Source organism: Pseudomonas sp. FP1154 (assembly GCF_030687245.1).
GTDB lineage: Bacteria > Pseudomonadota > Gammaproteobacteria > Pseudomonadales > Pseudomonadaceae > Aquipseudomonas > Aquipseudomonas rhizophila.
In genome coordinates, this window is sequence record NZ_CP117465.1 from 1,371,387 (window position 1) to 1,398,073 (window position 26,687).

The 26,687-nt window shown below is 61.2% G+C and carries 18 protein-coding genes and 3 pseudogenes; 5 read left to right on the forward strand and 16 right to left on the reverse strand.

Annotation, left to right across the window (positions count from 1 at the left end; translation table 11 throughout):
* Window positions 1–102 precede the first annotated feature (102 nt).
* Window positions 103–2,280, reverse strand: coding sequence for a hypothetical protein (locus PSH91_RS06250; RefSeq protein WP_047228435.1), 2,178 nt, complete (start codon window positions 2,278–2,280; stop codon window positions 103–105).
* Window positions 2,281–2,644: 364 nt separating this feature from the next.
* Between PSH91_RS06250 and PSH91_RS06255 the strand changes: the two are divergent.
* Window positions 2,645–3,952 (forward strand): annotated as a pseudogene (locus tag PSH91_RS06255) (spinster family MFS transporter); the annotation flags it as partial.
* Here the strand turns inward: PSH91_RS06255 and PSH91_RS06260 are convergent.
* Both PSH91_RS06260 and pobA read right to left on the reverse strand, forming a co-directional pair.
* Window positions 3,941–5,450: pseudogene (locus tag PSH91_RS06260) on the reverse strand (MDR family MFS transporter); the annotation flags it as partial. The pseudogenes PSH91_RS06255 and PSH91_RS06260 sit on opposite strands and share 12 nt — an antisense overlap.
* Window positions 5,451–5,503: 53 nt before the next feature.
* Window positions 5,504–6,694: a 4-hydroxybenzoate 3-monooxygenase gene (gene pobA / locus PSH91_RS06265; protein WP_305467618.1), complete on the reverse strand. Its 1,191-nt coding sequence runs from the start codon at window positions 6,692–6,694 to the stop codon at window positions 5,504–5,506.
* Window positions 6,695–6,857: 163 nt separating this feature from the next.
* Between pobA and PSH91_RS06270 the strand changes: the two genes are divergently transcribed.
* Complete coding sequence (locus PSH91_RS06270; RefSeq protein WP_076386064.1) at window positions 6,858–7,751, forward strand: helix-turn-helix domain-containing protein; 894 nt, start codon at window positions 6,858–6,860, stop codon at window positions 7,749–7,751.
* 7 nt (window positions 7,752–7,758) lie between these two features.
* Here the strand turns inward: PSH91_RS06270 and PSH91_RS06275 are convergent, their stop codons facing one another.
* From PSH91_RS06275 to arcD (PSH91_RS06300), 6 genes are all read right to left on the reverse strand, one after another.
* The gene (locus PSH91_RS06275) at window positions 7,759–7,935 is read right to left on the reverse strand and encodes a hypothetical protein (protein ID WP_172833804.1); all 177 of its coding nucleotides are present in this window, start codon (window positions 7,933–7,935) and stop codon (window positions 7,759–7,761) included.
* Between the two features lie 232 nt (window positions 7,936–8,167).
* Window positions 8,168–8,527: a DUF5064 family protein gene (locus PSH91_RS06280; protein WP_047228380.1), complete on the reverse strand. Its 360-nt coding sequence runs from the start codon at window positions 8,525–8,527 to the stop codon at window positions 8,168–8,170.
* Window positions 8,528–8,591: 64 nt separating this feature from the next.
* Window positions 8,592–9,521 carry a carbamate kinase gene (gene arcC, locus PSH91_RS06285; RefSeq protein ID WP_047228379.1) on the reverse strand — a complete coding sequence of 310 codons (930 nt, stop codon included), beginning with the start codon at window positions 9,519–9,521 and terminating at the stop codon, window positions 8,592–8,594.
* A 181-nt stretch (window positions 9,522–9,702) separates the two neighbouring features.
* Complete coding sequence (locus tag PSH91_RS06290; RefSeq protein ID WP_281459483.1) at window positions 9,703–10,713, reverse strand: ornithine carbamoyltransferase; 1,011 nt, start codon at window positions 10,711–10,713, stop codon at window positions 9,703–9,705.
* A 71-nt stretch (window positions 10,714–10,784) separates the two neighbouring features.
* On the reverse strand, window positions 10,785–12,041 hold the full coding sequence (gene arcA, locus PSH91_RS06295; RefSeq protein ID WP_107321619.1) for an arginine deiminase: 1,257 nt from the start codon (window positions 12,039–12,041) through the stop codon (window positions 10,785–10,787).
* Window positions 12,042–12,072: 31 nt separating this feature from the next.
* Window positions 12,073–13,500 (reverse strand): arginine-ornithine antiporter, encoded by a 1,428-nt coding sequence (gene arcD / locus PSH91_RS06300; RefSeq protein ID WP_047228376.1) that lies wholly within the window; start codon window positions 13,498–13,500, stop codon window positions 12,073–12,075.
* 395 nt (window positions 13,501–13,895) lie between these two features.
* Between arcD (PSH91_RS06300) and arcD (PSH91_RS06305) the strand changes: the two genes are divergently transcribed.
* Window positions 13,896–15,323, forward strand: coding sequence for an arginine-ornithine antiporter (arcD, locus tag PSH91_RS06305; protein ID WP_047228375.1), 1,428 nt, complete (start codon window positions 13,896–13,898; stop codon window positions 15,321–15,323).
* Between the two features lie 90 nt (window positions 15,324–15,413).
* Here the strand turns inward: arcD (PSH91_RS06305) and PSH91_RS06310 are convergent, their stop codons facing one another.
* From PSH91_RS06310 to gap, 7 genes and pseudogenes are all read right to left on the reverse strand, one after another.
* On the reverse strand, window positions 15,414–16,760 hold the full coding sequence (locus PSH91_RS06310) for a CoA transferase (protein ID WP_305467620.1): 1,347 nt from the start codon (window positions 16,758–16,760) through the stop codon (window positions 15,414–15,416).
* Between the two features lie 27 nt (window positions 16,761–16,787).
* Window positions 16,788–17,222 (reverse strand): YbaN family protein, encoded by a 435-nt coding sequence (locus tag PSH91_RS06315; protein WP_047228373.1) that lies wholly within the window; start codon window positions 17,220–17,222, stop codon window positions 16,788–16,790.
* A gap of 135 nt (window positions 17,223–17,357) precedes the next feature.
* Window positions 17,358–17,948 (reverse strand): biliverdin-producing heme oxygenase, encoded by a 591-nt coding sequence (locus PSH91_RS06320; RefSeq protein WP_139050982.1) that lies wholly within the window; start codon window positions 17,946–17,948, stop codon window positions 17,358–17,360.
* Window positions 17,949–18,116: 168 nt separating this feature from the next.
* A pseudogene (locus PSH91_RS06325) lies at window positions 18,117–20,712 on the reverse strand (TonB-dependent receptor).
* Window positions 20,713–20,830: 118 nt separating this feature from the next.
* Complete coding sequence (locus PSH91_RS06330) at window positions 20,831–21,736, reverse strand: FecR domain-containing protein (protein ID WP_218575611.1); 906 nt, start codon at window positions 21,734–21,736, stop codon at window positions 20,831–20,833.
* A 169-nt stretch (window positions 21,737–21,905) separates the two neighbouring features.
* A complete protein-coding gene (locus PSH91_RS06335) occupies window positions 21,906–22,424 on the reverse strand; it encodes an RNA polymerase sigma factor (protein WP_047228369.1) in 519 nt (172 codons plus the stop codon).
* Window positions 22,425–22,581: 157 nt separating this feature from the next.
* On the reverse strand, window positions 22,582–23,583 hold the full coding sequence (gap, locus tag PSH91_RS06340) for a type I glyceraldehyde-3-phosphate dehydrogenase (RefSeq protein WP_047228368.1): 1,002 nt from the start codon (window positions 23,581–23,583) through the stop codon (window positions 22,582–22,584).
* Window positions 23,584–23,802: 219 nt separating this feature from the next.
* Between gap and edd the strand changes: the two genes are divergently transcribed.
* Together edd and PSH91_RS06350 are read left to right on the forward strand one after the other, a co-directional pair.
* Window positions 23,803–25,629 (forward strand): phosphogluconate dehydratase, encoded by a 1,827-nt coding sequence (gene edd, locus PSH91_RS06345; protein ID WP_305467623.1) that lies wholly within the window; start codon window positions 23,803–23,805, stop codon window positions 25,627–25,629.
* A complete protein-coding gene (locus PSH91_RS06350; RefSeq protein WP_047228366.1) occupies window positions 25,626–26,585 on the forward strand; it encodes a glucokinase in 960 nt (319 codons plus the stop codon). Before edd ends, PSH91_RS06350 begins: the two co-directional genes overlap by 4 nt.
* The last annotated feature ends 102 nt before the right edge of the window (window positions 26,586–26,687 follow it).

Sequence of the window (26,687 nt, forward strand, 5' to 3'; positions counted from 1 at the left end):
GAGCAGGCTCGCTCCCACAGTGAGCCGCGGTTCTCAGAAAGAACGCGATTAATGTGGGAGCGAGCCTGCTCGCGATTGGCGCGACGCGGTCCTGCGCCTGCCTCAATAAGTCTTGCCCGTATGGTTATTCAGGGAAATAACCTTGGTCTTGCCGATGCGGTGACGGTAGATCTCACGCAAATACTTGATCGCCTTTTTCACGCAGTCGCGGGACAGGCGGATGTCGTTGATCGAGACAAACTTGTCTTTGTCGCTGATCAGCTCGCGGTATTTCTTCTCGTACATCGGCTTGATCGCGTACCAGTTGGTGTCGAGGATCTTCGCCGGATTTTCGAACTCGTTGAGCAGATCGTCGATGCGCTCTTCGTCGAAGTCTTCGTTGATGATGAAGTCCAGGATCGAGTTGTCCAGGGTGTCATCGAAGCGATACGGGGTGCGGGCAAAACAGCGCTTGATGAACGCCACGATCAGGGTCAGGAAGTCATCCGACAGGCAGGGGCTCTTGGCGATCAGGGTGGTCAGCGACAGGTTGGCCGAGGCACCGATCACCAGCGCGTAACGCTTGAGGGTGGTGTTGGGGAACAGGCTGTTGAGGTGGGTCTTGAGCCGGTTCAGGTCCATGTAGGACAGCTTGTAGTCCTTGGGCAACGAGACGATCGACACCACCGACGAGCAGTTCTTGAAGAAGTGCAGGTCATGCAGGGCCGCGGCGTCGTAGCCGGAATTCTTGTACTGCTCCAGCGAGGCGCGGTAGCGCTTGGATTCGATCGGCAACAGGCTGATGCCTTCGATGGCCTGGGTGACTTTGTTGAAGTGCGGCAGGTCGATGGAGCGGAAGAACAGGTCGTCGATGTTCAGGCGCGGCGGCTCCTTCTCGAACACCTTGAACTTGTCGCCGCTGGGCGCTGGGGTTTCCGGAACGACGGACTCGGCGTAGGCAATCGCCACCGGGCCGGCCAGGCTCATGAACAGGTCGTTGGCGTCCAGGCGAATGGTTTCGCCAATGTCGATGCCGGCACGACGGAAGTAGTTCTGGTCGTAGTCGGTGGTCACCGCCTGGGCGGTCAGGATGTTGAAGATCTGCTGGGAGATGTACTGGTTGGCGTGCTTCTCCATGGCATTGACATCGATGTTCTGGATGTTGCCGTCATCGCTCTCTTCGGCGTAGCGCATGATGTCGTTGGAGATCAGCATCATCGCGTTCCAGGGGCGGATGCGGCCCATCACGCTGGCTTCGCTGCTGTCTTCGTTGGCGAAGTTGTACGAGAAATCCCATTCTTCCGACAGGTACTTGCACAGCAGACGTCCGGCGTTGATGTGCAGCGCCTCGGACATTTCGCTGCGGTGATCGGAAATATTCGGCAGTACGCAAATGCCGCTGGTGAAGATCGGCTCGAAGACGAAGGAATGACCGCTCTTGCTGTCGTGTTCGTCCATCGGCTTGGTGTCGAACGTCTTGTTCATGTACGAGTACTGCTGAGCCAGGCCGAACTCCGAGGCCATGCCCGAACCGGTACCGCCACCGGCACTGAAGATCGAGAAGTACAGGCGCGACTGGTTGGCCTTGATGCCGCAGCTGTCGATCAGGTACGAGTGGATCATTTTCCAGTCGGGGCTGGAGAAACGCTGGGTGTCCTTGTTCAGGATGATCTTGGCCAGGTACTGGCCCAGGATCGGCGCGTTACCGGCGCCGCCGGCATGGACTTCCGACAGGTCCATGATTTTCATTTTGCTGTAGTCGCGCAAAAAGCCGCTTTTTTCGCCTTTGCGCGAAAAACGGATGCGTCCGGCGATGTCCTTGTCCAGGTCGCCGAGCATCACCAACGGCTCGACCAAAAACACCGGCTTGCTCACCTTGCTGGTGCCCAGGCGCAAATTGTTGCGGATCCACTGCGCCGGGCTGTAACCCTTGTCGCTGTAGCCCTTGTCTTCGGCATTGAACTCGTTGAGGTAGAACTTGCGGGCGTTGTACACCAGCTCGGCTACGTCCAGGGCGATGTTGGAGCCACAGCGACCCAGGCCGATCAGGCATACGGACGGGAACTCCTGCTGATCGCGTTCGCTTTCGTCGTCCACCAGGTGCGGCGGGCGCGGGAACACGCTGTCACGCAGGCCGTCGAGGTTGTCGAGGATGCGGTCGGTGTTGGTTTCAGTGAAATACAGATACTGCTGAGTCGACAGGGAACGTGAGCGCCTCGGCGGCTTCGGGGTTTCAGGACCGTTAGCGGCCGGGCTCAACGTAAGATCGGATACTGCAGTGGCTGTTTTTTTAGAGGTCATTGTGCGCCATATGCCTGAACTGGTCGGTTCGATGACCACTGTCATCAAACCATCGCGGATGGGAGCTCGCGTCCTTGACGGCGCGAAGGTCGGCCCAAGCGTTCAGGGGGGGCAGCCTGAGCAGCGCTCGGGAAAATCTTTCCTGATAGGTTGAATCGGCCATCAGAAGGCGATCTTTAGTCGAAATAAGGCAAAATGATGTCAATTGCTTCAGGGAATTGACCATAGTCACTAAACACGCCGCCCGCCATGGCCGGGTATCAGTCATGCGAATGATTGGAGACAGCCTGCGCGCCGCTGTCTAGATTGCAGACTCCGGGTTCGGATGCCTCGCCGTGCCCCATAACAATAAAGAGACGGACCCATGCAGAACTCGACCCAAGCGGCGAATGCCTGGCGCATTCTGTTCCTGCTGTTCCTGGCCAACCTGTTCAACTTCTTTGACCGCACCATCCCGGCGATCATCATCGAGCCGATCCGTATGGAGTGGAGCCTCAGCGACTTCCAGATCGGCATCATCGGCACCGCCTTCACCATCGTTTACGCCATCGCCGGGCTGCCGCTGGGGCGCATGGCCGATACCGGTTCGCGCAGCAAGTTGATGGGCTGGGGCCTGGCGACCTGGAGCGGGCTGACGGCGGTCAATGGCTTGGTGGGCAGTTTCTGGGCGTTTCTGGTGGTACGCATGGGCGTGGGAATCGGTGAAGCCAGTTACGCGCCAGCGGCCAACTCGCTGATCGGCGACCTGTTTCCGGCCCACCGTCGGGCGCGGGCCATGGGCATCTTCATGCTCGGCCTGCCTATCGGTTTGCTGCTGGCGTTCTTCACCATCGGGGCGATGGTCAAGGCCTTCGACAGCTGGCGCGCGCCGTTCTTTATCGCGGCGGTGCCGGGGCTGGTGCTGGCGGTGTTTATGTTTTTCATCAAGGAGCCCAAGCGCGGCGCGGCGGAAGCGGTGCAGATCTCCCAGGAAAAAATCGACAAGCCGATCCGTCGAGTGCTGGCAATTCCTACTTTTCTGTGGCTGGTGTTGGCGGGGCTGTGTTTCAACTTCGCCACCTATGCCTGCAACTCGTTCCTGGTACCCATGTTACAGCGCTATTTCCTGATGCCGCTGCACGACGCGGCGGTTGCCACCGGGATCATGGTGGGCGTGACCGGGCTGTTCGGGTTGACCCTGGGCGGCTGGATTGCCGACAAGATTCATCAACGGGTGCCCAACGGACGCCTGCTGTTCGCCGCGTTCAGCCTGGTGATCTCCACGGCCACCACCGCTTGGGCGTTGTATGCCGGGCGGATTGAAATTGGTGTGTTCGTTGCGGTGTTCAGTGTCGGCTGGCTGTTTGCCTATACCTTTTATACGTGCGTATACACGGCGATCCAGGACGTAGTCGAACCGCGTCTGCGGGCCACGGCGATGGCGTTGTTCTTTGCCGGGTTGTATCTGTTGGGCGGAGGCATGGGGCCGGTGGTGGTGGGTGGCTTGTCTGACTACTTTGCCCATGCGGCCATGGCCGCGACCGGCGCCTCGCAGATGACCGAGGCGTTCAAGGCCATTGGCTTGCATGACGCGATGTTCCTGATTCCGGTGGCGCTGTTCCTGACCATGGTGTTCCTGTTCCTGGCGTCGCGCTGTTTCGTGCGCGATGCCAAGCGGATGAAGGACGCGATTGGGCATCGCCACTGCCGCCGCCAGCCCCAACAACGACACCGCGGCGCTGATCAGCAACAAATGCCGGAACGTCGTCTGCAATTGCTGACGCAAGGCGTGTTGTGCTTCGCCGGGGGCAGCGTTCAAGCCATCCAGCAAAACATTGCCGGAATGCCCTTCACCCAACCGCGACGAACCGGCGAGTTGGGCAACGCTTGAGTCCTGCAGCAAAGCCAGCAGCAACGCCGACATCAGCGCCACGCCCACGGCGCCGCCGAGGGAGCGGAACAGATTGGTGGTGCTGGTGGCGACCCCGATGTCCTGCTGTTGCACCGAGTTTTGCGACCCCACCAGCGAAGTCGGGAACTGCATGCCGGAGGCGATGCCGCTGAGCAGCATGAACAGGCTGCTGAGCCAGAACGCGTCGGGCGGGGTGAAGGCCATGCCGAGGATGGCAAACGGGAAGAGCAGGGCGCCGCTGAGGATCATCGGTTGGTAGTGGCCAGTGATCGAGGTACGGCGTCCGGCGAAATACGCCCCCATGGGCAACCCCATCGCCAGCGGCAATAAGTGCAACGCTGCGCTGTCGGCGCCAGCCCCCGGTCACGCTCTGATAGCGCAACGGCACCAGCACGGTCAGGGAAATCGCCTGGAAACTGGTGAAAAACACCGTGCACCAGCACAACACGGCGTTGCGGTTGACGAACAGGTGCATCGGTAACAACGGTTCCCGGGCCCGGCGCTCCTGCCAGATGAACACTGACAATGCCACCACGGCGCAACCCAGCAGCCCCAGTACCTCTCTGCTGTGCCAGGCGTGGCCCTGGCCAACCTCGGTGATGCCCAGCAGCAGCGCGGTCAGGCCGATGATCAACAATACGGTGCCCAGGTAATCGATGATCGGCTTACGGTGCGGCACCGGCAACCCGACGAGGGTGCGCCGGGCAATCAGCCAGGCCCCCAGGCCCAAGGGCAGGTTGATCAGGAACACCCAGCGCCACGACAGGTACTCGGTCATGTAGCCGCCCAATACCGGCCCCGCCACACTGGCCAGCGCATACATGCTGCTGAAATAGCCCTGATAACGGCCACGTTCGCGGGGCGGCACGATGTCGCCGATGATCGCCTGGCTCACCGAGATCATCCCGCCGGCGCCGATGCCCTGGAAAATGCGCGCCAGCACCAGTTGCTCCATGTTTTGCGCCAGCCCACAGAACAGTGAGGCCAGGGTGAACAGCCCCATGCCGAACAGCATCAACGGCCGCCGCCCGTAGAGGTCACCGAGCTTGCCGTAGATCGGCACCGCCACGGTCATGGCGACCATGTAGCCGGAAATCACCCAGGCCAGCAGGCCGACATCACCCAATTGGGCGGAGATGGCCGGCATCGAGACGGCGACGATGGTTTGATCCAGTGCGCCGAGAAAAATCGCCAGCATCAGGGCCACCAGCACACTACGGATGGCAGGCTGTGGGGCTTGGGAGGTATGGAGTTGAGTCAAGGCAGAACCTGCGGGCATCACGCCTGGGGGGGGCGAATAGGACTGAGCCCGCAGTTTAAGTCGATAGCCGGCTATTCGATAGCCTCGTAAGGAAGTCCGACGTAGTTTTCCGCGATGGTTTTTCGACCCGCCTCGGAGTCGACGAAATATTCCAGCTCCGCTTCGCTGATGCGCTGGTTGAAGGCGTCGTCGTCGAAGCGGTGCAGCATGGACGTCATCCACCAGGAGAAACGCTCGGCTTTCCACACCCGCCGCAGGCAAATGGCGGAATATTTTTCCAGCAAGTCCGTACGGCCGTCGCGATAGACCTTGAGCAGAATGTTGAACAGCGTGCTGACGTCGCTGGCCGCCAGGTTCAGCCCCTTGGCGCCGGTGGGCGGAACGATGTGGGCCGCGTCCCCCACCAGGAACATCCGTCCATACTGCATTGGCTCGACCACGAAGCTGCGCAGCGGCGCGATGCTTTTCTCGATGGAGGGACCTGTCACCAGTGCTTGGGCCAGGTCGGCTGGCAGGCGGTTTTTCAGTTCAGACCAGAAGCGCTCGTCCGGCCAATCGGCCACTTGCTCCTCGGCGGGCACTTGCAGGTAATAACGGGTGCGAGTCTTGGAACGCATGCTGCACAGGGCAAAACCACGTTCGTGACGGGCGTAGACCAACTCCTCGTGAACCGGTGGGGTGTCGGCCAGGATGCCGAGCCAGCCAAACGGGTAGACCCGCTCGAAGACCTTGAGTTTTTCCGCGGGGATCGACTGGCGCGCCACACCATGGAAACCGTCACAACCGGCAATGTAATCGCAGTCCAGGCGCCAGGTTTGCCCTTGGTGCTCGAAGATCACGAAGGGGCTCTCGGTTTGCATGTCGTGGGGCTGGGCATTGCCGACCTGATAAAGCGTGCGGGCGCCGGCGGCTTCTCGGGCGGCCATCAGGTCGCGGGTGACTTCAGTCTGGCCGTAGATCATGACGTTTTTACCGCCAGTCAGCCCCTTCAGGTCGATGTGCACCCGACGGCCGTTGAGCGCCAGCTCAAAGCCGTCATGGGGCAGTCCCTCGGCGTCCATGCGCTGGCCGACGCCGGCCTGGCGCAGCAGTTGGGCCATGCCTTGCTCCAGCACACCGGCGCGGATGCGGCTCAGCACATAGTCCGGGGTCTGGCGTTCGAGGATCACCGTGTCAATTCCAGCGTTGTGCAACAACTGGCCGAGCAGCAGCCCAGAAGGGCCGGCACCGATAATGGCAACTTGGGTCTTGAGGGTTTTCATTGTTGTTATGACTCGCACGAAGCACCTGACCAGGGTCGGTGTTGATTGGGGTGCTTGCATTTTTCGCTTGCGGACCTGTCAATTGAAGGGGAAAACTGAGCCGATACCTGTACTTTCTACCAATCGGTGCGATTATCGCCCGCAACCCAGGCCGATCCTCGTGATGAAAAAAACAGACCTGCCTTCAATCCCGGTATTCAAGCTCTACGGCGAGAGCCAGGATTGGCCGACCCCGGACCTGCTGCACTGTGAAACCATTTCCAAGCGCAGCCGAGAGCACCAATGGGAGATCAAACCCCATCGGCACGCCGATCTCTGTCAGTTGTTGTTTGTCTTCAAGGGCCAGGCGGAGCTGGAAATCGAAGGCCAGCGCACACAGCTCGACGAGCCGGCGGTGCAGATCCTGCCGCCGTTGTCGGTGCATGGCTTCCGTTTTTCCGAGGATGTGCAGGGTTACGTGGTGACCCTGGCCGCACCGCTGGTGACGCACCTGCAATCGCAGCTGGGTCATTCGGTCAACGTGCTGGCCCAGGCCGAAAGTTACCCGGCCCTGGAAGATGCCGAGTACCTCAATAGCCTGTTCAGCGCCCTGCAGGCTGAATACGGTGGGCATCAGCCGGCCCGGGAAATGCTGATGCATGCCTTGGTCAGCGTGATCATGGTCTGGGTCAGTCGTCAGGTGATGCAGCGGCGTACGCAGGCCCAGCGCCCACAACGCGCGCGGGAGTACCTCAACGGGTTCATTCAGTTGGTGGAAGAAACCTATCGCCAGCATGTCAAGGTCGAAGACCTGGCCCATCGTCTGGGCATCTCCGTGTCGCACCTCAACGGCACCTGTCGGGAACTGGCGGGGCAGCCGGCCCTGCAGATCATGCATGAGCGCCAACTGCTGGAGGCCAAACGGCTGCTGACCTACACCGGCATGACCATCTACGAGATCTCTGAAATGCTCGGCTTTTCCGACCCGACCAATTTCACCCGGTTGTTTCGCCGGCGGGTTGGCATCTCTCCCAAGGCATTCCGGGACCGGCTCAAGACCGATCAACCGGACGACTGAACACGCCTCAGCGCAAGGCGTTCAGGGTCGCGGTGTGAGGAATGCAGCGTTCGAAGTTGCAACTGGCGTATTCACGCGGCAACTGCCTAGTCTGTTCGACCCGATAGGCTGCCGTGCCATACAGCGCAAGCGTGGCGGTGCAGGTGATAAAAATGGCGAGGCGTCTTCTTGTTTTAATGTTCATGGCGATGACCTCTGAACGAATACCCGTGGGTACTACTTTCAGCATAGGTCAGCCGTAGCGGGTTGCCAGCCAGTCAGTGGTTTGATGTAACCGATATTCAGGACGCTGATAACCCTTTGTGGGAGCGGGCTTGCTCGCGAATGCGGTGGGTCAGCCCCCATTGATGTTGACTGTTGCACCGCTATCGCGAGCAGGCTCGCTCCCACCGGGAATTGGGGGGCTTTGAACCAGGTTACTCCAGGTGTTCAGGCTTCATCGGGTCGCCCGGCTTGACGTCCAGTTGCTTGCGTACGTCTTCGAACATCTCGTCGTAGTACTTGTGCATCGAGCCGATGCTGGCGGTCTTGGGCAGGCCGTATTTCTGGGCGATGCGCGTGGCATGGCGGGCGAAGTCGAAGGCTTGGTCCTTGGCCAGGAAAAATTCTTCGTCCACAGGCTTGTCTTCAACGGTGCCATGCACCCGGAACGACATGCCCGTGCCCTCTTTTTTGTTCTGGTCGACCTTATAGTCGATGCACAGGTTATAGCTGAAATCATCCTTGTTCAGTGCATGGCGTTCCATGTGCAGGTGACCGGGTTCGAACATGGCCATAAACGACTCTCCTTCGAAGGCGTGGGTGTAGGGCAGACCGTGAATCTGCCCCGCAAGTTTCCTGTTATCGATAAGCGATGCCAAGTTGGGCCGTGCTGATGCGGGTGCCGGCGGTGCCTTGGACGATCGCTTCGATGTCCGAGAGTGAGCCGATCACCGCGACCTTGCCAGTGTTGCGGGCAAATTCGCAGGCGGCCTGGACTTTCGGCCCCATGGAACCGGCGGCGAACCCCAGCTTGTCCATTTCATCGGGGTGGGCCTGGGCAATGGCTTTCTGGGTCGGCTTGCCGAAATCGACGAACGCGGCGTTGACATCGGTGGCAATCACCAACAGATCGCTTTCCAGTTGTTCAGCCAGCAGCGCCGAGCACAAGTCTTTGTCGATCACCGCTTCCACGCCCCGTAGCTTGCCGTCGGCGTCGTACATCGTCGGGATACCACCCCCGCCAGCGCAGATCACGATGCTGCCTTTTTCCAGCAGCCACTTGATCGGGCGGATTTCGAAGATGCGCTTGGGGCGAGGGCTGGCGACCACGCGGCGGAACTTGTCACCATCCGGGGCGATGGACCAGCCTTTTTCAGCCGCGAGTTTTTCCGCCTCAGCCTTTGTGTAGACCGGGCCAATGGGCTTGGTGGGGTTCTGGAAGCCTGGGTCGTTGGCGTCCACTTCGACCTGGGTCAACAACGTGGCGAACGGCACTTCGAAGTCCAGCAGGTTGCCCAGTTCCTGTTCGATGATGTAACCGATCATGCCCTCGGTCTCGGCGCCGAGCACGTCCAGCGGATACGGCGAGACCGAGGTGTAGGCCGCGGCCTGCAGCGACAACAGGCCGACCTGGGGGCCATTGCCGTGGGCGATGACCAGCTCGTTGCCGGGGTGGATTTTGGCGATCTGTTCGGTCGCCGTGCGGATGTTGCTGCGTTGGTTGTCGGCGGTCATGGGTTCACCCCGACGCAGAAGGGCGTTGCCGCCCAGGGCTACGACGATGCGCATAATGCTGTCCTCTGACAGAGAAAATAATGGACGACTCGGCCCCCTTGTGGGAGCTGGCCTGTGGGAGCATGGCTTGCCCGCGATGGCATCGCCTGGTCCATCAGCTACACCCAGGTGTCTGCATCGCGGGCAAGCCTTGCTCCCACAGTTCTGCTCCAGAACGCGCGAGTTGCCTGAGGTTCTAGATATCCGCCAGCGCCGACACCAGGATCGCCTTGATGGTATGCATGCGGTTTTCCGCTTGCTCGAAGGCGATGTTGGCCGGGGATTCGAACACCTCCTCGGTCACTTCCACGCCGTTGGCCAGGTTCGGATAGCGCGCGGCGATGTCCTTGCCGACCTTGGTTTCGCTGTTATGGAACGCCGGCAGGCAGTGCATGAATTTCACCCGCGGGTTGCCCGAGGCCTTCATCATTTGCGCGTTGACCTGGTAGGGCAGCAGTTGCTCGATGCGCTCGTCCCAGGCTTCCACCGGCTCGCCCATGGAGACCCAGATGTCAGTGTGGATGAAGTCCACACCCTTGACGGCATCCTTCGGGTCCTCGGTGATGGTGATGCGTGCGCCGCTTTCGGCGGCGAAGGCCTGGCACTGGTCGATGAAATCCTGGTGCGGCCACAGGGCCTTCGGCGCACCGATGCGTACGTCCATGCCCAGTTTGGCGCCGATCATCAGCAGCGAATTGCCCATGTTATAGCGGGCATCGCCCAAGTAGGCGTAGCTGATGTCGTGCAGCGGCTTGTCGCTGTGCTCGCGCATGGTCAGGGTGTCGGCGATCATTTGAGTGGGGTGGAATTCAGCGGTCAGGCCGTTGAACACCGGCACGCCAGCGAACTTGGCCAGCTCCTCGACAATCTCCTGCTCGAAGCCGCGATACTCGATGGCGTCGAACATCCGTCCCAGCACCCGGGCGGTGTCTTTCATGCTTTCCTTGTGGCCGATCTGCGACGACACCGGGTCGATGTAGGTGACGTGGGCACCCTGGTCATGGGCCGCGACTTCGAAGGCGCAGCGGGTGCGGGTCGAGGTTTTCTCGAAGATCAGCGCGATGTTCTTGCCCTTGAGGTGCGGTTGTTCGGTGCCGGTGTACTTGGCACGCTTGAGGTCGCGGGACAGGTCCAGCAGATAGTGCAGTTCGCGGTTGGTGTGGTGCATCAAGCTCAGCAGGCTGCGGTTGCGCATGTTGAAAGCCATGATTTGGATCTCCTTGGGTTTCGGTTATCCCCTGGGCCGGTATTGGGTAAATACCGGCCCAGGCTCAAAGGTCAGTAGTCGATCGGGTCGCGAATGATCGGGCAGGTCATGCAGTGACCACCGCCCCGGCCGCGGCCCAGTTCGCTGGCGCTGATGGTAATGACTTCCACCCCGGCCTTGCGCAGCAGGGTGTTGGTGTAGGTGTTGCGGTCGTAGCCGATCACCACGCCCGGTTCCAGGGCCACCACGTTATTGCCGTCGTCCCATTGTTCGCGTTCGGCGGCAAAGCTGTTGCCGCCGGTTTCCACCACCCGCAGCGCCGGCAGCTTGAGGGCCGTGGCGACGGTGTCGAGGAAGCTGCCTTCTTCGCGACGTATATCGATGCCGCCGGGCTTGCTCTCGTCTGGGCGCAGGGAGAAGGCGACGATCTGGCTCACCACTTCCGGGAAAACCGTCACCAGGTCGCGATCGCAGAAGCTGAACACGGTGTCCAGGTGCATGGCGGCGCGGGATTTCGGCAAGCCGGCGACGATCACCCGTTCCACGGCCTTGTGCTTGAACAGGTTCAGCGCCAGTTGACCGATGGCCTGGCGCGACGAGCGTTCGCCCATGCCAATCAGCACGACGCCGTTGCCAATGGGCATCACGTCGCCGCCTTCGAGGGTCGCGTTGCCGTGATCCTGGTCCGGGTCGCCGTACCAGATCTGGAAGTCAGCCTGGGTGAACTCCGGGTGGAACTTGTAGATGGCGCTCGCCAGCAGGGTTTCCTGGCGGCGTGCCGGCCAGTACATCGGGTTCAGGGTCACGCCGCCGTAGATCCAGCAAGTGGTGTCGCGGGTGAACTGGGTGTTGGGCAGCGGCGGCAGGATGAAACTTGAGTGCCCGAGAAAGTCGCGGAACATCTGGATGGTTTTGCCGCCGAAGCTGTCCGGCAGGTCATCGGCCGAGACGCCGCCGATCAGGAATTCGGCGATATGGCGTGGCTCCAGGCTGCGCAGCCAGGAACCGACTTCATTCACCAGGCCCAGGCCCACCGAGTTGGCGGTGATCTTGCGCTGCAGGATCCAGTCCAGGGCTTCGGGGATGGCGACGATGTCGGTCAGCAGGTTGTGCATTTCCAGCACGTCGATGTCACGCTCGCGCATCTTGGTGACGAAATCGAAATGATCGCGCTTGGCCTGGTTGACCCAGATCACGTCGTCGAAAAGCAGCTCGTCGCAGTTGTTCGGGGTCAGCCGCTGATGGGCCAGGCCTGGGGAACACACCATGACTTTACGTAATTTACCGGCTTCGGAATGAACGCCGTATTTCACTTTTTCCGTGGTCATTACAAATCCTCCAGTTAAGACAATCAGCCAGCTACAAGGTCAGGAAGCCGTCGTAGAGCCCATAGGCGGCCACCAGGGCGCCTGCGATCACTGCGGCGAAAATCAGCTTCTCGACAGAGGTGAAAATCGGTTTGCCCAGCTCGCGCTTGGCCTTGGCGAACAGGATCGCGCCGGGGGCGTAGAGCAGGGCGGAGAGCAGCAGGTATTTGATCCCGCCGGCATACAGCAGCCACACCGCGTAGATCAGGGCGATAGCCGCCACGGTCAGATCCTTGCGGCGGTCGGCCAGGGCGTTTTCGTAGGTCTCGCCGCGTACCGCCAACAGCACGGCGTAAGCCGCCGACCACAGGTAGGGCACCAGGATCATCGAGGTGGCGAGGTAGATCAGTGACAGGTAAGTGCTGGCCGAGAACAAAGTGATGATCAGGAACAGCTGGACCATCGCATTGGTCAGCCACAGGGCGTTGGCCGGTACGTGGTTGGCGTTCTCCCGGCGCAGGAACTCGGGCATGGTGTGGTCCTTGGCCGCGGCGAACATGATCTCGGCGCACAGCAGCACCCAGGACAGCAGGGCACCGAGCAGCGAGATGATCAGGCCGACGCTGATCAGTACCGCGCCCCAATGGCCGACGACGTGCTCCAGCACGGCGGCCATGGACGGGTTCTGCAACTTTGCAAGTTCAGGCTGGGTCATGATGCCCAGGGACAGCACGTTCACCAGTACCAGGAACAGCAGCACGGTGATGAAACCGATCACGGTCGCCTTGCCTACGTCTGTGCGTTTCTCGGCACGGGCGGAAAATATGCTTGCCCCTTCAATGCCGATGAACACCCACACGGTGACCAGCATCATGTTGCGCACCTGATTCATCACGCTGCCCAGGTCCGGGTTCTTCAAGCCCCAGATATCGGCGGTGAAGATATCGAGCCTGAAGGCGAACACCGCGATCAGCACGAACAGCAACAGCGGCACCACCTTGGCGATGGTGGTCACCAAGTTGATGAACGCCGCTTCTCTGATGCCCCGCAGGACCAGCCAATGCACCGCCCAGAGCAGCACTGATGCACCGATCACCGCCGCGACGGTATTACCCTCGCCAAACACCGGGAAGAAGTAGCCCAGGGTGCTGAACAACAGCACGAAGTAACCGACGTTGCCCAGCCAGGCGCTGATCCAGTAACCCCAGGCCGACGAGAAGCCCATGTAGTCACCGAACCCGGCCTTGGCATAGGCATATACACCCCCGTCCAGATCGGGTTTACGGTTGGCCAGGGTCTGGAATACGAAAGCCAGGGTCAGCATGCCGACGGCGGTAATGGCCCAGCCGATGAGCACGGCGCCGACATCGGCACTGGCCGCCATATTTTGCGGCAAGGAAAAGATTCCGCCGCCGATCATCGAACCGACGACCAGGGCGACCAGTGCACCCAATCGAAGTTTTGCGGGGGTATCAGACATTTGCGAGACTCCAGCGCAGGAGAAGAGAATCAACAGACTAAGTCGATTTGAAAGTTGAATAGCTGATCTGGATCAGTGCATGACAACATTCCATTGTTAATGAAGGCGTTAACGGCGTCCGTAGGCGTCTGTAGTTGTGCGAAAGGCCCACTCTATGGGGCGTTCGGCAGGGGAATATAAAGTTTCCTTCCCTCGGGATTATTCACGCTAGTTGATTTTCAATGAGTCGCAACTATTTTGTAGGCTGCTGACATGACAAAAATAATCTTGCCACATGGACTTTTTAATTGATGCCATTGGACAATGGTCGGTCCATAAGTATTTGGAATTTTCGTGGATGGCGTTATTCAAAAACGTTATGTCGCTTTATTTACTTATTTAAATAGTGAGAGAACATGCCGCAGCCCATCGAAAAGTTACCCCTCGGCGCCCTGATCGCATTGGTGGTGGGGTCGATGATCGGTGGAGGGATCTTTTCCCTGCCGCAAAACATGGCGGCTCGGGCGGATGTCGGAGCGGTGCTCATTGGCTGGGCCATTACCGCCGTCGGCATGCTGACCCTGGCCTTTGTGTTCCAGACCCTGGCCAATCGCAAGCCGGAACTGGACTCGGGCGTGTATGCCTATGCCAAGGCCGGGTTCGGTGACTACATGGGTTTTTCGTCCGCCTGGGGGTACTGGATCAGCGCCTGGATGGGCAACGTCGGTTACTTCGTGCTGCTGTTCAGTACCTTGGGCTATTTCTTCCCGGTGTTCGGCCAAGGCAATACGCCGGTGGCCATCGGCTGTGCATCGTTGCTGCTGTGGGCGGTGCATTTCCTGGTGCTGCGGGGCATCAGAGAAGCGGCGTTCATCAACCTGGTGACCACCGTGGCCAAGATCGTGCCGCTGTTGATGTTCGTTGTAATGGCCGGGGTGGCCTTCGAGGCCGAGATTTTCACCCGCGATATCTGGGGCACACTGAGCCCGGACCTGGGCAGTGTGATGGACCAGGTGCGGCACATGATGCTGGTCACGGTGTTCGTGTTCATCGGTATCGAAGGCGCCAGTGTGTATTCGGCGCGGGCAGAAAAACGCGCGGACGTAGGGCGTGCGACAGTGATCGGATTCCTCGGGGTGTTGGCGTTGCTGGTGCTGGTGAATGTGCTGTCCCTGGGGGTCATGAGCCAGCCTGAACTGGCGCAGTTGCAGAACCCATCCTTGGCCGGCGTCCTGGAGCATATCGTCGGGCCGTGGGGCGCGTTGCTGATCAGTGTGGGACTGGCGGTGTCACTGCTCGGCGCGCTGCTGTCCTGGGCGTTGTTGTGCGCGGAAATTCTTTACGCCACCGCCCGGGACAAGACCATGCCGGCATTCCTGACCAGGGAAAACGCCAACCATGCGCCGGTCAATGCGCTGTGGCTGACCAATGGCATGATCCAGCTGTTTTTGTTGATCACCCTGTTTTCCGCCGGTACCTACACCAGCCTGATCTATCTCGCCTCGTCGATGATTCTGGTGCCGTATCTGTGGTCGGCGGCCTATGCGGTGCTGCTGTGCGCCCGTGGGGAAACCTATGAACAGGCCTCGGCTCGGCGCATGAAAGACCTGTGCATCGGTGGCGTTGCCCTGTGCTACGCGGTGTGGTTGTTGTATGCCGGTGGCGTGAAATACCTGCTGTTGTCGGCGCTGTTGTATGCGCCCGGGGTGATCCTGTTCGCCCAGGCCAAGCGAGAGCAGGGGCAGCCCTTGTTCACTCACGTTGAGAAGGGGGTCTTTGCCTGTGTGATGGCCGGGGCGGGCATGGCGGCTTATGGGTTGTACAGTGGGTTTTTGGCGCTTTGAGGCGAAGGTCAGCTTTTTGGGGGCGTTGAGGGATTTATGTGGGAGCAAGTCTTGCTCCCACATAAATCCCCTCGCCACAACGGACGGTCGTCACCACCGGGCCCGATGCGCGCCCAACTCCGCCGCCGGCAAGGTCCATTGCAGTGGTGTTCCGGTGATTTTCAAGGGCACCTGCAGGCGATGGGCCGGTCCCCACGGCGTCTGTTCGACCACCAGTCCCTGATCATCCTCGGCCTCGGCCCGCAATGAGGTCGGATCCCCCGCGCCACGCTCGATCAAGAGCTTCGCCGTGCGCGCCAGTGACAAGCGTGCCGAGCCGCCCTGGCCGCTCATCAATCGTCGGGACAGCAACACAATCGCGCTGGCGGCCATCAGGTATCCGGTGCCGTGGTCCAGGGCCTGCACCGGCAGCGGGGTTGGCTTGTCTGTGTGTTTCCAGCCCATGCCGGCTTCGGCGATGCCGCTGCTCATTTGCACCAGGCTGTCGAAGCCGCGCCGGTTCTGCCAGGGGCCGCTCCAGCCGTAGGCGTTGAGGCTGACATCGATCAGACCAGGGGCGATTCGCTGGCGTTGTTCGGCACCGTAGCCCAAACGTTCCAGGGCGTCGGCGCGGTAGCCATGCAGGAGGATGTCGGTGTCCTTGAGCAGAGCCTCGAAAGCCACGCGATCTTCAGCTCGGTGCAAATCCAGGCGGGCGCAGCGTTTGCCGAGGGTGACTTCCGGCACCACGCCGGGCTCGTTCCAGCTCGGTGGGTCGATGCGCAGCACGTCGGCTCCCAGGCCTGCGAGGAAACGGCTAGCGATAGGGCCTGCCAGGACGCGGGTCAGATCCAGTACCTTGAGGCCCGCCAGTGGCTGGGTCACGGAGCCGAGCCAAGGCTTGCGCTGCTCTCCAGTCGTGTCACTCAGGTGCACCAGCGGCTCGGCATTGACTGCCAGGCCTTGAGGGTGGGTTTGCCACGCTTGCCATGAACGCATCTCGGCGGCGCAACCGCCCGCCTCGACCACCGCCTGCTCCAGCTCGGCCTTGTTCCAGCGGGCCACCCTGGCCGCCATGTCGGCGCGGTCGGTGCAGGTGCCGAGGACTTTTTCCGCGGCAAGGCGATGATGCGGCGCATTGGTGTGCAGGCGAATCCAGCCGTCGGTGGTTGGGTAGTCGCCGGCTACCGGATCCCACATCGGCGGTACGCTCCAGCCGATGGGGCGCAGGGAGGTGGAGAACCAGAACGACGCCAGCCGTCGGTCGACCTCCAGGGCCGGCAGACGGCCGGTTTGTTGGTGGATGAGCTCGGCGGCGGCTTGGCCGGCTGCGGCAATACTGGCGCAGGCCAGCTCCGTGACGGCGAACGCCGACGGCAGGGCACCGACGCCGGTGAAGGGGATCGGGGTCGTGGGCAAACCAAGCGCGGCTTGCATGGACGTGAGCAGATCTGACATCGAAAGCCCTCCGGAACGAGAGGGCGATCATAGTTCAAAATCGCGTTGGGGGCCGCTTTGCGGCCCAGCGGGAGCAAGCTCCCGCACTTGTTCCGGGCGGAACCAGATCCACAGGTTACCCAGGACCATGCCGGCCAAGGCCAGATACACCGGCCAGCCGTGGTCGAGCATCACCAGCATCAGCCCGGCGCAGAACAGCATGCTGGCGGTGGCACCGACCTTGGTCCGGCGCGGGATGACCTTGCCGTTGCGCCAGTTGTGCAGCATCGGCCCGAACAGCCGGTGACTTTCCAGCCAGGCGCTCAGTCGCGGTGAACTGCGGGTGGCGGCCCAGGCTGCCAACAGGATGAACTCGGTGGTCGGCAGGCCGGGCACGACGATGGCGACCAGGCCGATGGCCAGGCTGGTGTAGGCGAGCAGGGCGAAGAGTAGTTGGGCGGTTTTCGAGGCTGGACAGTTCATGAACTTCTTTCAGGCCTACGCATTTCCTTGTGGGAGCGAGCCTGCTCGCGATAGCTGTGTGCCAGGCGCCATCATTGGAGGCTGACACACCGCAATCGCGAGCAGGCTCGCTCCCACAGGCAGTGGTGGTGAATTTCAGGCCAGTTCAGCTTCATAGGCGTGCTCGAGCAACACCGTAAACCGATTGAAGGCATCCAGCGCGCCTTTGTCCGCTTCGGCTTCCTGCTGTTCAGTGAAGGCCAGGCCGTCGAGGGTGCGGATGAAGGTTTTCCAGCCTTCAGCACGACCGCCGGCAGGTTCTGCCAGGTGCCGAGCGCCGAAGGTTTCGCTCAGGCCCAGGCCGACGGCGCGCTTGATCAAAAATGCAGCACCGAGCTTGGAGCCTTCGGAGACAAACAGCCAACCCAGGGCCTCGGCCTGGGTCGGATTTTTTACCGCGCCGGCTACTGGCGCGGGGACGTCGGTGTCCAGGTCCGCAAGATCTGCCTTGGCCGCTTCTGCCCGGCAACGGGCCGGCAGGTCGGGGATCAGGCTGGACAGTTCGGCGTCGTTGTACAGCGCCACCAGTTCCGATTGGAACAGGTACTGGGCCACGACGAAGCGGGCGAAGTTGGCCTTGGTTTCGAACGGGGCGTGGGCCTTGACCAGTGCATCGAGCCTGCTGTGGGGCTCGTGGGTGATCTGGTTCAAGCGTTGGGAGCGTAAAACGGGGTGTTGGGTAGTCATGAAAAACTCCTTCGAATGAGCACATTGTGGCGAGAGGCTGTGGGAGCAAAGCTTGCTCGCGAACAGGCGCCTCGATTCCTGGAAGACCGCATCACCTTCATCGCGGGCAAGCCTTGCTCCCCACATGACGCTCCTCGCCACAGGTATTTGTTTTGCCTGGCAAGCGAGTCAGATATCCCAGATCAGATTGACCGCGAAATTACGCCCGGGCTGGGTCAGACGGTCGAGGTTGGCGGGGCTCAGCACCGCTGCTTCGCCAACGCTGTCGTAGCCACGCACGTCATCCCACAGCCAGTACTTCTTGTCGGTGAGGTTGTAGAGACCACCGCTGACGGTGACGTCGTGGGTCACCTTGTAGAAACCGGTCAGGTCGAGGATGCCGAAGCCCGGGGTCTTGAACTGGCTGCTGACGCCATCGGGCGAGTTGAAGTTGCTGTCGTCGACGCGGTCTTTTTTCTTGACCAGGGTCCAGCTGAGCAACGTGCCGAACCGGTCCTGCTCGTAACCCAGGCCGAACACGCCGGTGAGCGGGTTGACGCTGTTGATCGGCTCGCCTGTGTCGTTATTGCGACCGTAGGCATAGGCCACCGAGCCTTGGGTGTACAGGCCTTGCGGTGCGCCGAACAGATCCAGGTTCAGGCGTCCCTTGACCTCGGCGCCCTTGATGGTGGCGTGCTTGATGTTGTTGCTCTGGAAGGTCAGCGCATCGGCCCCGGGCGTGATCGCATCTTCGTTGATGAAGTCGCGATACTTGTTGTAGAACACCGCCACATCGAACGAACCGGAGTCGAAACGGCCCCGCAGGCCAGTCTCATAGCTTTTGCTTTTTTCCGGTTCCAGATCGGGGTTGGGTTCCACGCTGTAGCCGGCGCCGGGATTGTCAAAGCGACCATACAGCGCCTTGGCGGTTGGCGTGCGGAAGCCTTCGGCGTACTGGCCGTACCAGGTGTACTGGTCGCTCAGGGCGTAGGTCAGGCCGAATTTGGGCGAGACGCGATGCCAGGTCTTGTTCTTGTCGCTGACTTGACCGCCGCTGGTGGGGTCCACGGTGTTGAGGAATGCCTCGGTCAGGTGCGGCTTGAGCCGCGTGTAGTCGTAACGCAGGGCCGGCGTGAAAGTCCATCGGTTCCAACGGATCTGATCCTGGGCGAACAGGCTGTAGGTGTTGATGGTCGGGTCCGGGAAGTCGCTGGCTTTTTCCAGCACGTCCCGGGTGCTGATGGCACCGACGGCTGAGCAACCCACGCCGACGGCCAGACAGACGCCATTGCCACTGCGCGAACCGGTGACTTTCTGCTGCTTGATCGTGGTGCCGTAGGTCAGCGCGTGATCGGTGTCGGCGAGGCTGAAGGCCTTGTCCAACTGGGCGTCGAGAACCCACTGTTTTTCTTCGTAGAGGGTCTCTCGTGTGCGTAGCACCTGGCGGGTGATGGGGAAGTAAAACTCGGCGGTGCTCTGGTCGGTCTTGGCGATCTGGTGGTTCAGGCTCCACTTCACGTGGTCGGCCAGCAGGCTGTCGAGGGCGAAGCTGTGCTCCAGGCCGAAGCGTTCGCGGCTGATGGTGTCGTTACCGGTGCGCCACTGATACATGCCGCCGGGCAATACAAAGTCAGGAATTGCCGGCTGGCCGTCGGAGTAGGGGCCGCCATAGGCACTTTTTCAGATCGGTGTCCCGGTCATCCTTGTACTTCTCGTAGACCAGGCCCAGGCGCGAATCATCGTTGTAGTTCCAGCCGAGCTTGGCCAGCACATTGTGGGTGCGCACGTCCTCAGGGTTGGCCGCGGTGCGGTCCAGGCCGGTGCCGTTGTTATTGCCGTAGGATTGGGTTTCATGACCGTCGCGCTGGCTGTAATGCAACAGGCCGTCGAACGGCCCACTGCGACCTGCGAGGGTGGCGGATTTGAGCCAGCTTTCGTCGGCGGAGCTGTAGCCGGTCTTCAGGCGGGCGCCGACGTCGTTACCCGGTTTGATGATGTCGTCCGGATCAAGGGTGAAATAGCTGACAGCGCCGCCGATGGCATTGCTGCCGTACAGCACCGAGGCCGGGCCGCGGAGGATCTCCACGCGCTTGACGATTTCCGGGTCCACGTAATTGCGCTGGGTCTTGGCGTACGGGCCGTTGAAGAAACCCCCGGGAATTTCCACACCGTCGACCTGCGTCAGCACCCGGTTGCCGTCGATTCCGCGAATGTTGTAGCCGCTGATGCCGCCGCGCTGGCCTGCCCCACCCACTGAAACGCCGGGTTCATAGCGCACCAGATCCTTGAGGGTGTTGACGTTGTTGCGGTCCAGTTCCTGCCGGTCGTGGACGCTGACGCTGCTGGGTACGCTGACGATGTCCTGTTCCTGGCGGGTGGCGCTGATCGTCACCTGCTGCAGGTTCAGTACGCTGCTGGTGCTGTGCTTTTGCAGAACAATGCTGGTGTTGCCCAGCTTGCGGTAGCTCAGGTTGGTCCCCACCAACAGGCGCTCCAGGGCTTTTTCCGCTGGCAGCGAGCCGTTGACGCCAGGCGACGCGACGCCTTCGGCCAGTTCTGCGGGCAAGCCGACCTGCCAGCCCGTGACGGCGGTGAACGCATTCAGTGCCGAGACCAGCGGTTGCTGGGCAATGGCAAAAGTGTAATCACCAAGATTGCGCGCAGGCGGCTGCACGGTGGTGGCGGCGAGGGCGGTCGGCGCGGTGCCGGCGATCAGGATGGCGGCGGTCAGCAATGACAGCGTGCACGCAGGGGCAAGGGACCGGCGGGTAAGGCGAGAGGACATCGATAGCGCTCCGTGTCGCATCTGTTATAGGTGCAGATGATGTCGCTGGATGCGAATCAATTGCATTGGCTATAACGAGACGAACCAGCGAAGCCTATCGAGTAAAAATAATTCTCATTTAGTTCAGGATCACCAGCGCCGGGAATTCCTGGAGGCGCGCAGAGGTGATGTGGGCCAGAGAACGGACCACGTCCAGCGGCTGGTCGAGGCGATAATTGCCGGTCACTGCGACCTGGGCCAACTGTTCGTTGTTGTTGATGATCCAGCCAGGGTAGTAGCGTCGCAGCTCGGCCAGTACCTGGTTCAGCGGTCGATTCTCGAACACCAGTCGTCCCTGGACCCACGCCAGATCGGTGCTGGCATCCATCCGGGCAGGGCGGTCGAAGCCGTTGGGGCCGATGCGGATGCTTTCCCCGGCCGACAGCCTGACATGGGCGTCATAACGCGTGGCCCGCAAATCCACATCACCGCGCTGCACCTGCACTTGCGTCACGCCATCGAGGTAGCGCACCGCGAAGGTGGTGTTGCTGACGCTGGCGATGACCGGCCCGGCGTCGATTTGCAGAGGCAGGGTGCGTGTGTCCGGGACTTCGAAAAACGCCTCGCCTTTGTACAACCGAGCTATGTGCCGTTGGTCGTTGAACGTGCTGGAAAAGGCCGAGTCGGTGTTGAGCAGGACCTTGGAGCCATCCTCCAGTTGCAGGCGCTGGCGTTCACCGACCACGGTCAGGTGATCGGCCTGCAGACGCAGGGGCAGGTCGCTGAAGTTGAACAGGCCCAGAAACAGCACGGCAGCGGTGGCCAAGGGTTTCCAATGGGCGCGCAAGCGTGACAGTGCACTGGCTTGGGGGCGGCCTTTGAGTTGCCGGGCGCTTTGCATCACTTGCGGGCCGTTCCAGATCGCCTGGGCCCGCTTGAATGCCTGACCATGGCGCGGATCGGCCGCCAGCCAGGCCTGGAACTGCCGGGTCTGCTCCTCGCTGGGGTTGTCCAGCAGAATGAGCCAGTCCAGCGCCTGTTCCATGGCATGGGCGGTGTCCTGCGCCGCAGCGTGCTCAGGGGCACGTTGTTTGTCTGTCACGGTGGTTCCTCGCAGTGTCTTTTGCACGGCTATTTAGCGTCAGCGACCAAGCCTAGCAGGGTCGCAGGCCAGCGCAATCGGCGACGGCCTCTTAGAGAAAATCCTTACAGGTTCAGTCGCCACCAAGGCGTTCGGCCACGCCCACACAGATCGCCATGATCAGCTTCAGTTCCTTCTGCACGGTGCTCAGCGACACGTCCAGCCGTTTAGCGATGTCCTGGTAACTGTGACCGTGCAGCCGGCTGAGGATAAAAATCTGCTGCTGTCGCGGGCTCAGCGCTTGCAGGCGGAGATTGAGGCGTTCGAGCATCTGCTCGGCATGGGCCGCGTCTTCGGCGCTGCTTTGGGGGGCGACCACGTTGTGGACAACTTCCTGCGGCACGTCGTCCAGCAGGGTCCGGGACTGAATACGCCGCGCACGCAAGTGGTCCAGCGCCAGGTTGCGGGCGGTCTGGAAAACGAAGGGTTCGAGGTGCTCGACCGTGCGCTCGCCCAAGGCGCGAGTGACACGCAGGTAGGTTTCCTGAAGCAGGTCTTCGGCGGTGCTGGGGTTGTTGACCATGCGCTGGAGGGTGCGCAGCAGTGGCGTGCGCTGGGCAAGGAAGACGTGATGAAAGCGCGATTGACTCACGGTAGGGCCCGATTCGATTTGACTAGATGATAATGCTTATCATCCAGTTGACGGGTCAAGCCCTCATTTCACCACCCCGAGTCCATGTGGGGAGCAAGCCTTGGAAGCAGGCCTGTGGGAGCAAAGCTTGCTCCCACATTACCGGCTGCGCGGTGAGTTACTCGGCGTTACACAACGCCAGGCAGTTATCCAGCATGCGGTTGGAGAAGCCCCATTCGTTGTCATACCAGGCCAGTACCTTGAGCAGCTTGCCGCTGGCCTTGGTGTGGTTGGCGTCGAAGATCGACGACAGCGGGTTGTGGTTGAAATCGCTGGAGACCAGCGGCAGGGTGTTGTAGCCGAGAATTTTCGAATGCTGGCTGGCCTGGCGCAGCAGTTCGTTGACTTCTTCGGCCGACGCTTCACGCTTGAGCTGCACGGTCAAATCCACCAGCGACACGTTGATCACCGGCACGCGCACGGCCATGCCGGTCAGCTTGCCCGCCAGTTCCGGCAGCACCAGGCCCACCGCCTCGGCGGCACCGGTCTTGCTCGGGATCATGTTCTGCGTGGCCGAACGGGCGCGGTATGGGTCGCTGTGGTAGACGTCGGTCAGGTTCTGGTCATTGGTGTAGGCATGGATCGTGGTCATCAGGCCGCTTTCGATGCCCAGCTCGCGGTGCAGCACCTGAGCCACCGGGGCCAGGCAGTTGGTGGTGCACGAAGCGTTGGAGATGATCTGGTGGGACTGGCGCAAAATATCGTGGTTCACGCCGTACACCACGGTGGCGTCGGCACCCTTGGCCGGGGCCGAAATGATCACCTTGCGGGCGCCGGCGCTGATATGGGCGGCGGCCTTGGCGCGGTCGGTGAACAAACCGGTGCATTCGAACACGACGTCGATTTTTTCGGCGGCCCAGGGCAGTTCGGCCGGGTTGCGGATGGCGCTGACCGAGATACGGTCACCATTGACCGTCAGGCTTTCGTGATCGTGCTGCACGTCGGCATCGAAGGTGCCGTGAACCGTGTCGAACTTGAGCAGATGAGCATTGATTGCGCTGTCGCCCAGGTCGTTGATGGCGACGATCTGCAAGTCGCGACGATAACCTTGGGTATACAGTGCACGGAGGACGTTGCGGCCGATGCGGCCAAAACCATTGATTGCGATTCGAAGAGTCATTAACTGCGCCGCCGTCGATTTGTTGTTGGAATTACAAGATTATTCGCATAAAAATAGAAAACAAGCCTTTTTAGTGGCAATATTTTGTTTTATCTACAACGAGTGACCTGAATCAACTGGTCCGAATGGTCAAGAAATCCGCTGTCGCCCAATGCGTGGCGGGGTTTTGACCAGCATAGACAATCAGGTCGCCACACCCGTTAGCCTGGAGTTCTACACATGCATCCCCGCGTACTTGAGGTCACCGAACGGCTTATCGCCCGCAGCCGCGCCACGCGTCAGGCTTACCTTGCATTGATCCGCGGTGCAGCCAGCGACGGTCCGATGCGCGGTAAGTTGCAATGCGCCAACTTCGCCCACGGCGTGGCCGGTTGCGGCACCGAAGACAAGCATCACCTGCGGATGATGAATGCCGCCAACATCGCCATCGTGTCTTCCTACAACGACATGCTCTCGGCCCACCAGCCCTACGAAACCTTCCCGGAACAGATCAAGAAAGCCTTGCGCGAGATCGGCTCGGTCGGCCAGTTTGCCGGTGGCACGCCGGCCATGTGCGATGGCGTGACCCAAGGTGAGGCGGGGATGGAGCTGAGCCTGCCGAGCCGCGAAGTGATCGCACTGTCGACGGCGGTCGCGTTGTCCCACAACATGTTCGACGGCGCACTGATGCTCGGCATCTGCGACAAGATCGTGCCAGGCCTGATGATGGGCGCGCTGCGTTTCGGTCATTTGCCGACGATTTTCGTGCCAGGCGGGCCCATGGTCTCAGGCATTTCCAACAAGCAGAAAGCCGATGTGCGTCAGCGCTATGCCGAGGGCAAGGCCTCCCGCGAAGAGCTGCTGGAGTCGGAGATGAAGTCCTACCACAGCCCCGGCACCTGCACCTTCTACGGCACGGCCAACACCAACCAGTTGTTGATGGAGGTAATGGGTCTGCACTTGCCGGGTGCCTCGTTCGTCAACCCGAACACGCCGTTGCGTGATGCGCTGACTCGCGAAGCGGCGTTCCAGGTCACGCATCTGACCAAGCAGAGCGGCAACTTCATGCCCATCGGCGAAATCGTCGACGAGCGGTCGCTGGTCAATTCCGTTGTCGCGCTGCACGCCACCGGCGGTTCCACCAATCACACCTTGCACATGCCAGCCATTGCCATGGCCGCAGGCATCCAGCTGACCTGGCAGGACATGGCCGACCTCTCCGAGGTGGTGCCGACCCTGAGTCACGTCTATCCGAACGGCAAGGCCGACATCAACCACTTCCAGGCGGCGGGCGGCATGTCGTTCCTGATCCGCGAATTGCTGGAAGCCGGCTTGCTCCACGAAAACGTCAACACCGTGCTGGGTCACGGCCTGAGCCGCTACACCCAGGAACCGTTTCTCGAAGACGGCGAACTGGTATGGCGCGAAGGCCCGATCGAAAGCCTCGATGAAAACATCCTGCGCCCGGTGGCCCGCGCGTTCTCGGCCGAGGGCGGGTTGCGGGTGATGGAAGGCAACCTGGGGCGCGGCGTGATGAAAGTCTCGGCGGTGGCCCTGGAAAACCAGGTCGTCGAAGCCCCGGCCATGGTCTTTCAGGATCAACAGGACCTGGCCGATGCGTTCAAGGCCGGCCTGCTGGAGAAAGATTTTGTCGCGGTGATGCGCTTCCAGGGCCCGCGCTCCAATGGCATGCCGGAGCTGCACAAGATGACACCGTTCCTCGGCGTATTGCAGGATCGCGGTTTCAAAGTGGCGTTGGTGACGGACGGACGCATGTCCGGCGCGTCGGGGAAAATTCCGGCGGCTATCCACGTCAGCCCCGAAGCCTACGTCGGCGGCGCATTGGCCCGCGTGCAGGAGGGCGATATCATCCGCGTCGATGGCGTCAAAGGCACCTTGGAGTTGAAGGTGGACGCCGAGGAATTCGCCGCACGCACACCGGCCAAGGGCTTGTTAGGCAACAACATTGGCACCGGTCGCGAGCTGTTTGGTTTCATGCGCATGGCCTTCAGCTCGGCAGAGCAGGGCGCCAGCGCCTTCACTTCTGCCCTGGAGACGCTTAATTGAAACTGGCTTTGGTCGGTGACATCGGTGGGACCAACGCCCGGTTCGCCTTGTGGAAGAACCACAACCTGGAAAATATCCAGGTGCTGGCGACCGCGGATTACGCCTGCCCCGAAGATGCCATCAAGGTTTACCTGAGCGGCGTGGGCCTGAAGCCGGGTTCGATCGGTTCGGTGTGCCTGTCCGTGGCGGGGCCGGTCAGCGGCGATGAGTTTCGCTTCACCAACAATCACTGGCGCCTGAGCAATCTGGCCTTTTGCAAGACCCTTGAGGTCGAGAAGCTGCTGCTGGTCAATGACTTTTCGGCCATGGCCCTGGGCATGACGTGCTTGCGTCCCGATGAATACCGGGTTGTCTGCGAGGGCACGCCGGAGCCGTTGCGTCCGGCGGTGGTGATCGGTCCTGGCACCGGGCTGGGTGTGGGCACGTTGCTGGATTTGGGCGGCGGTCGTTTCGCGGCATTGCCGGGGGAGGGGGGCCATGTCGACCTGCCCATGAGCAGCCCGCGGGAAACCCAACTGTGGCAGCACATCTACAACGAGATCGGTCATGTCAGTGCCGAAACCGCCCTGAGCGGCAGCGGGTTACCTCGGGTGTACCGCGCCATCTGCGCGGTGGATGGCCATACGCCGGTGCTCGACACGCCCGAATCCATCACCGCCGCCGGCCTGGCCGGAGACCCCATTGCCCTGGAAGTGCTCGAGCAATTCTGCCGCTGGCTGGGGCGGGTGGCCGGTAACAATGTGCTGACGGTGGGTGGGCGTGGCGGTGTATACATCGTCGGCGGGGTGGTCCCGCGATTCGCCGATTTTTTCCTTGAAAGTGGTTTCGCCCGTTGCTTCGCCGACAAGGGCTGCATGAGCGATTATTTCAAGGGCATTCCAGTCTGGCTGGTGACCGCGCCGTATTCCGGGCTGATGGGCGCGGGTGTGGCGTTGGAGCAGTCGAACCCGGTTTAAAGTTGAAGTGTGGCCTCCCCCTGTGGGAGCGAGCCTGCTCGCGATAGCGGTGTATCAGCCAACATTCGTGGCGACTGAAACACTGCTATCGCGAGCAGGCTC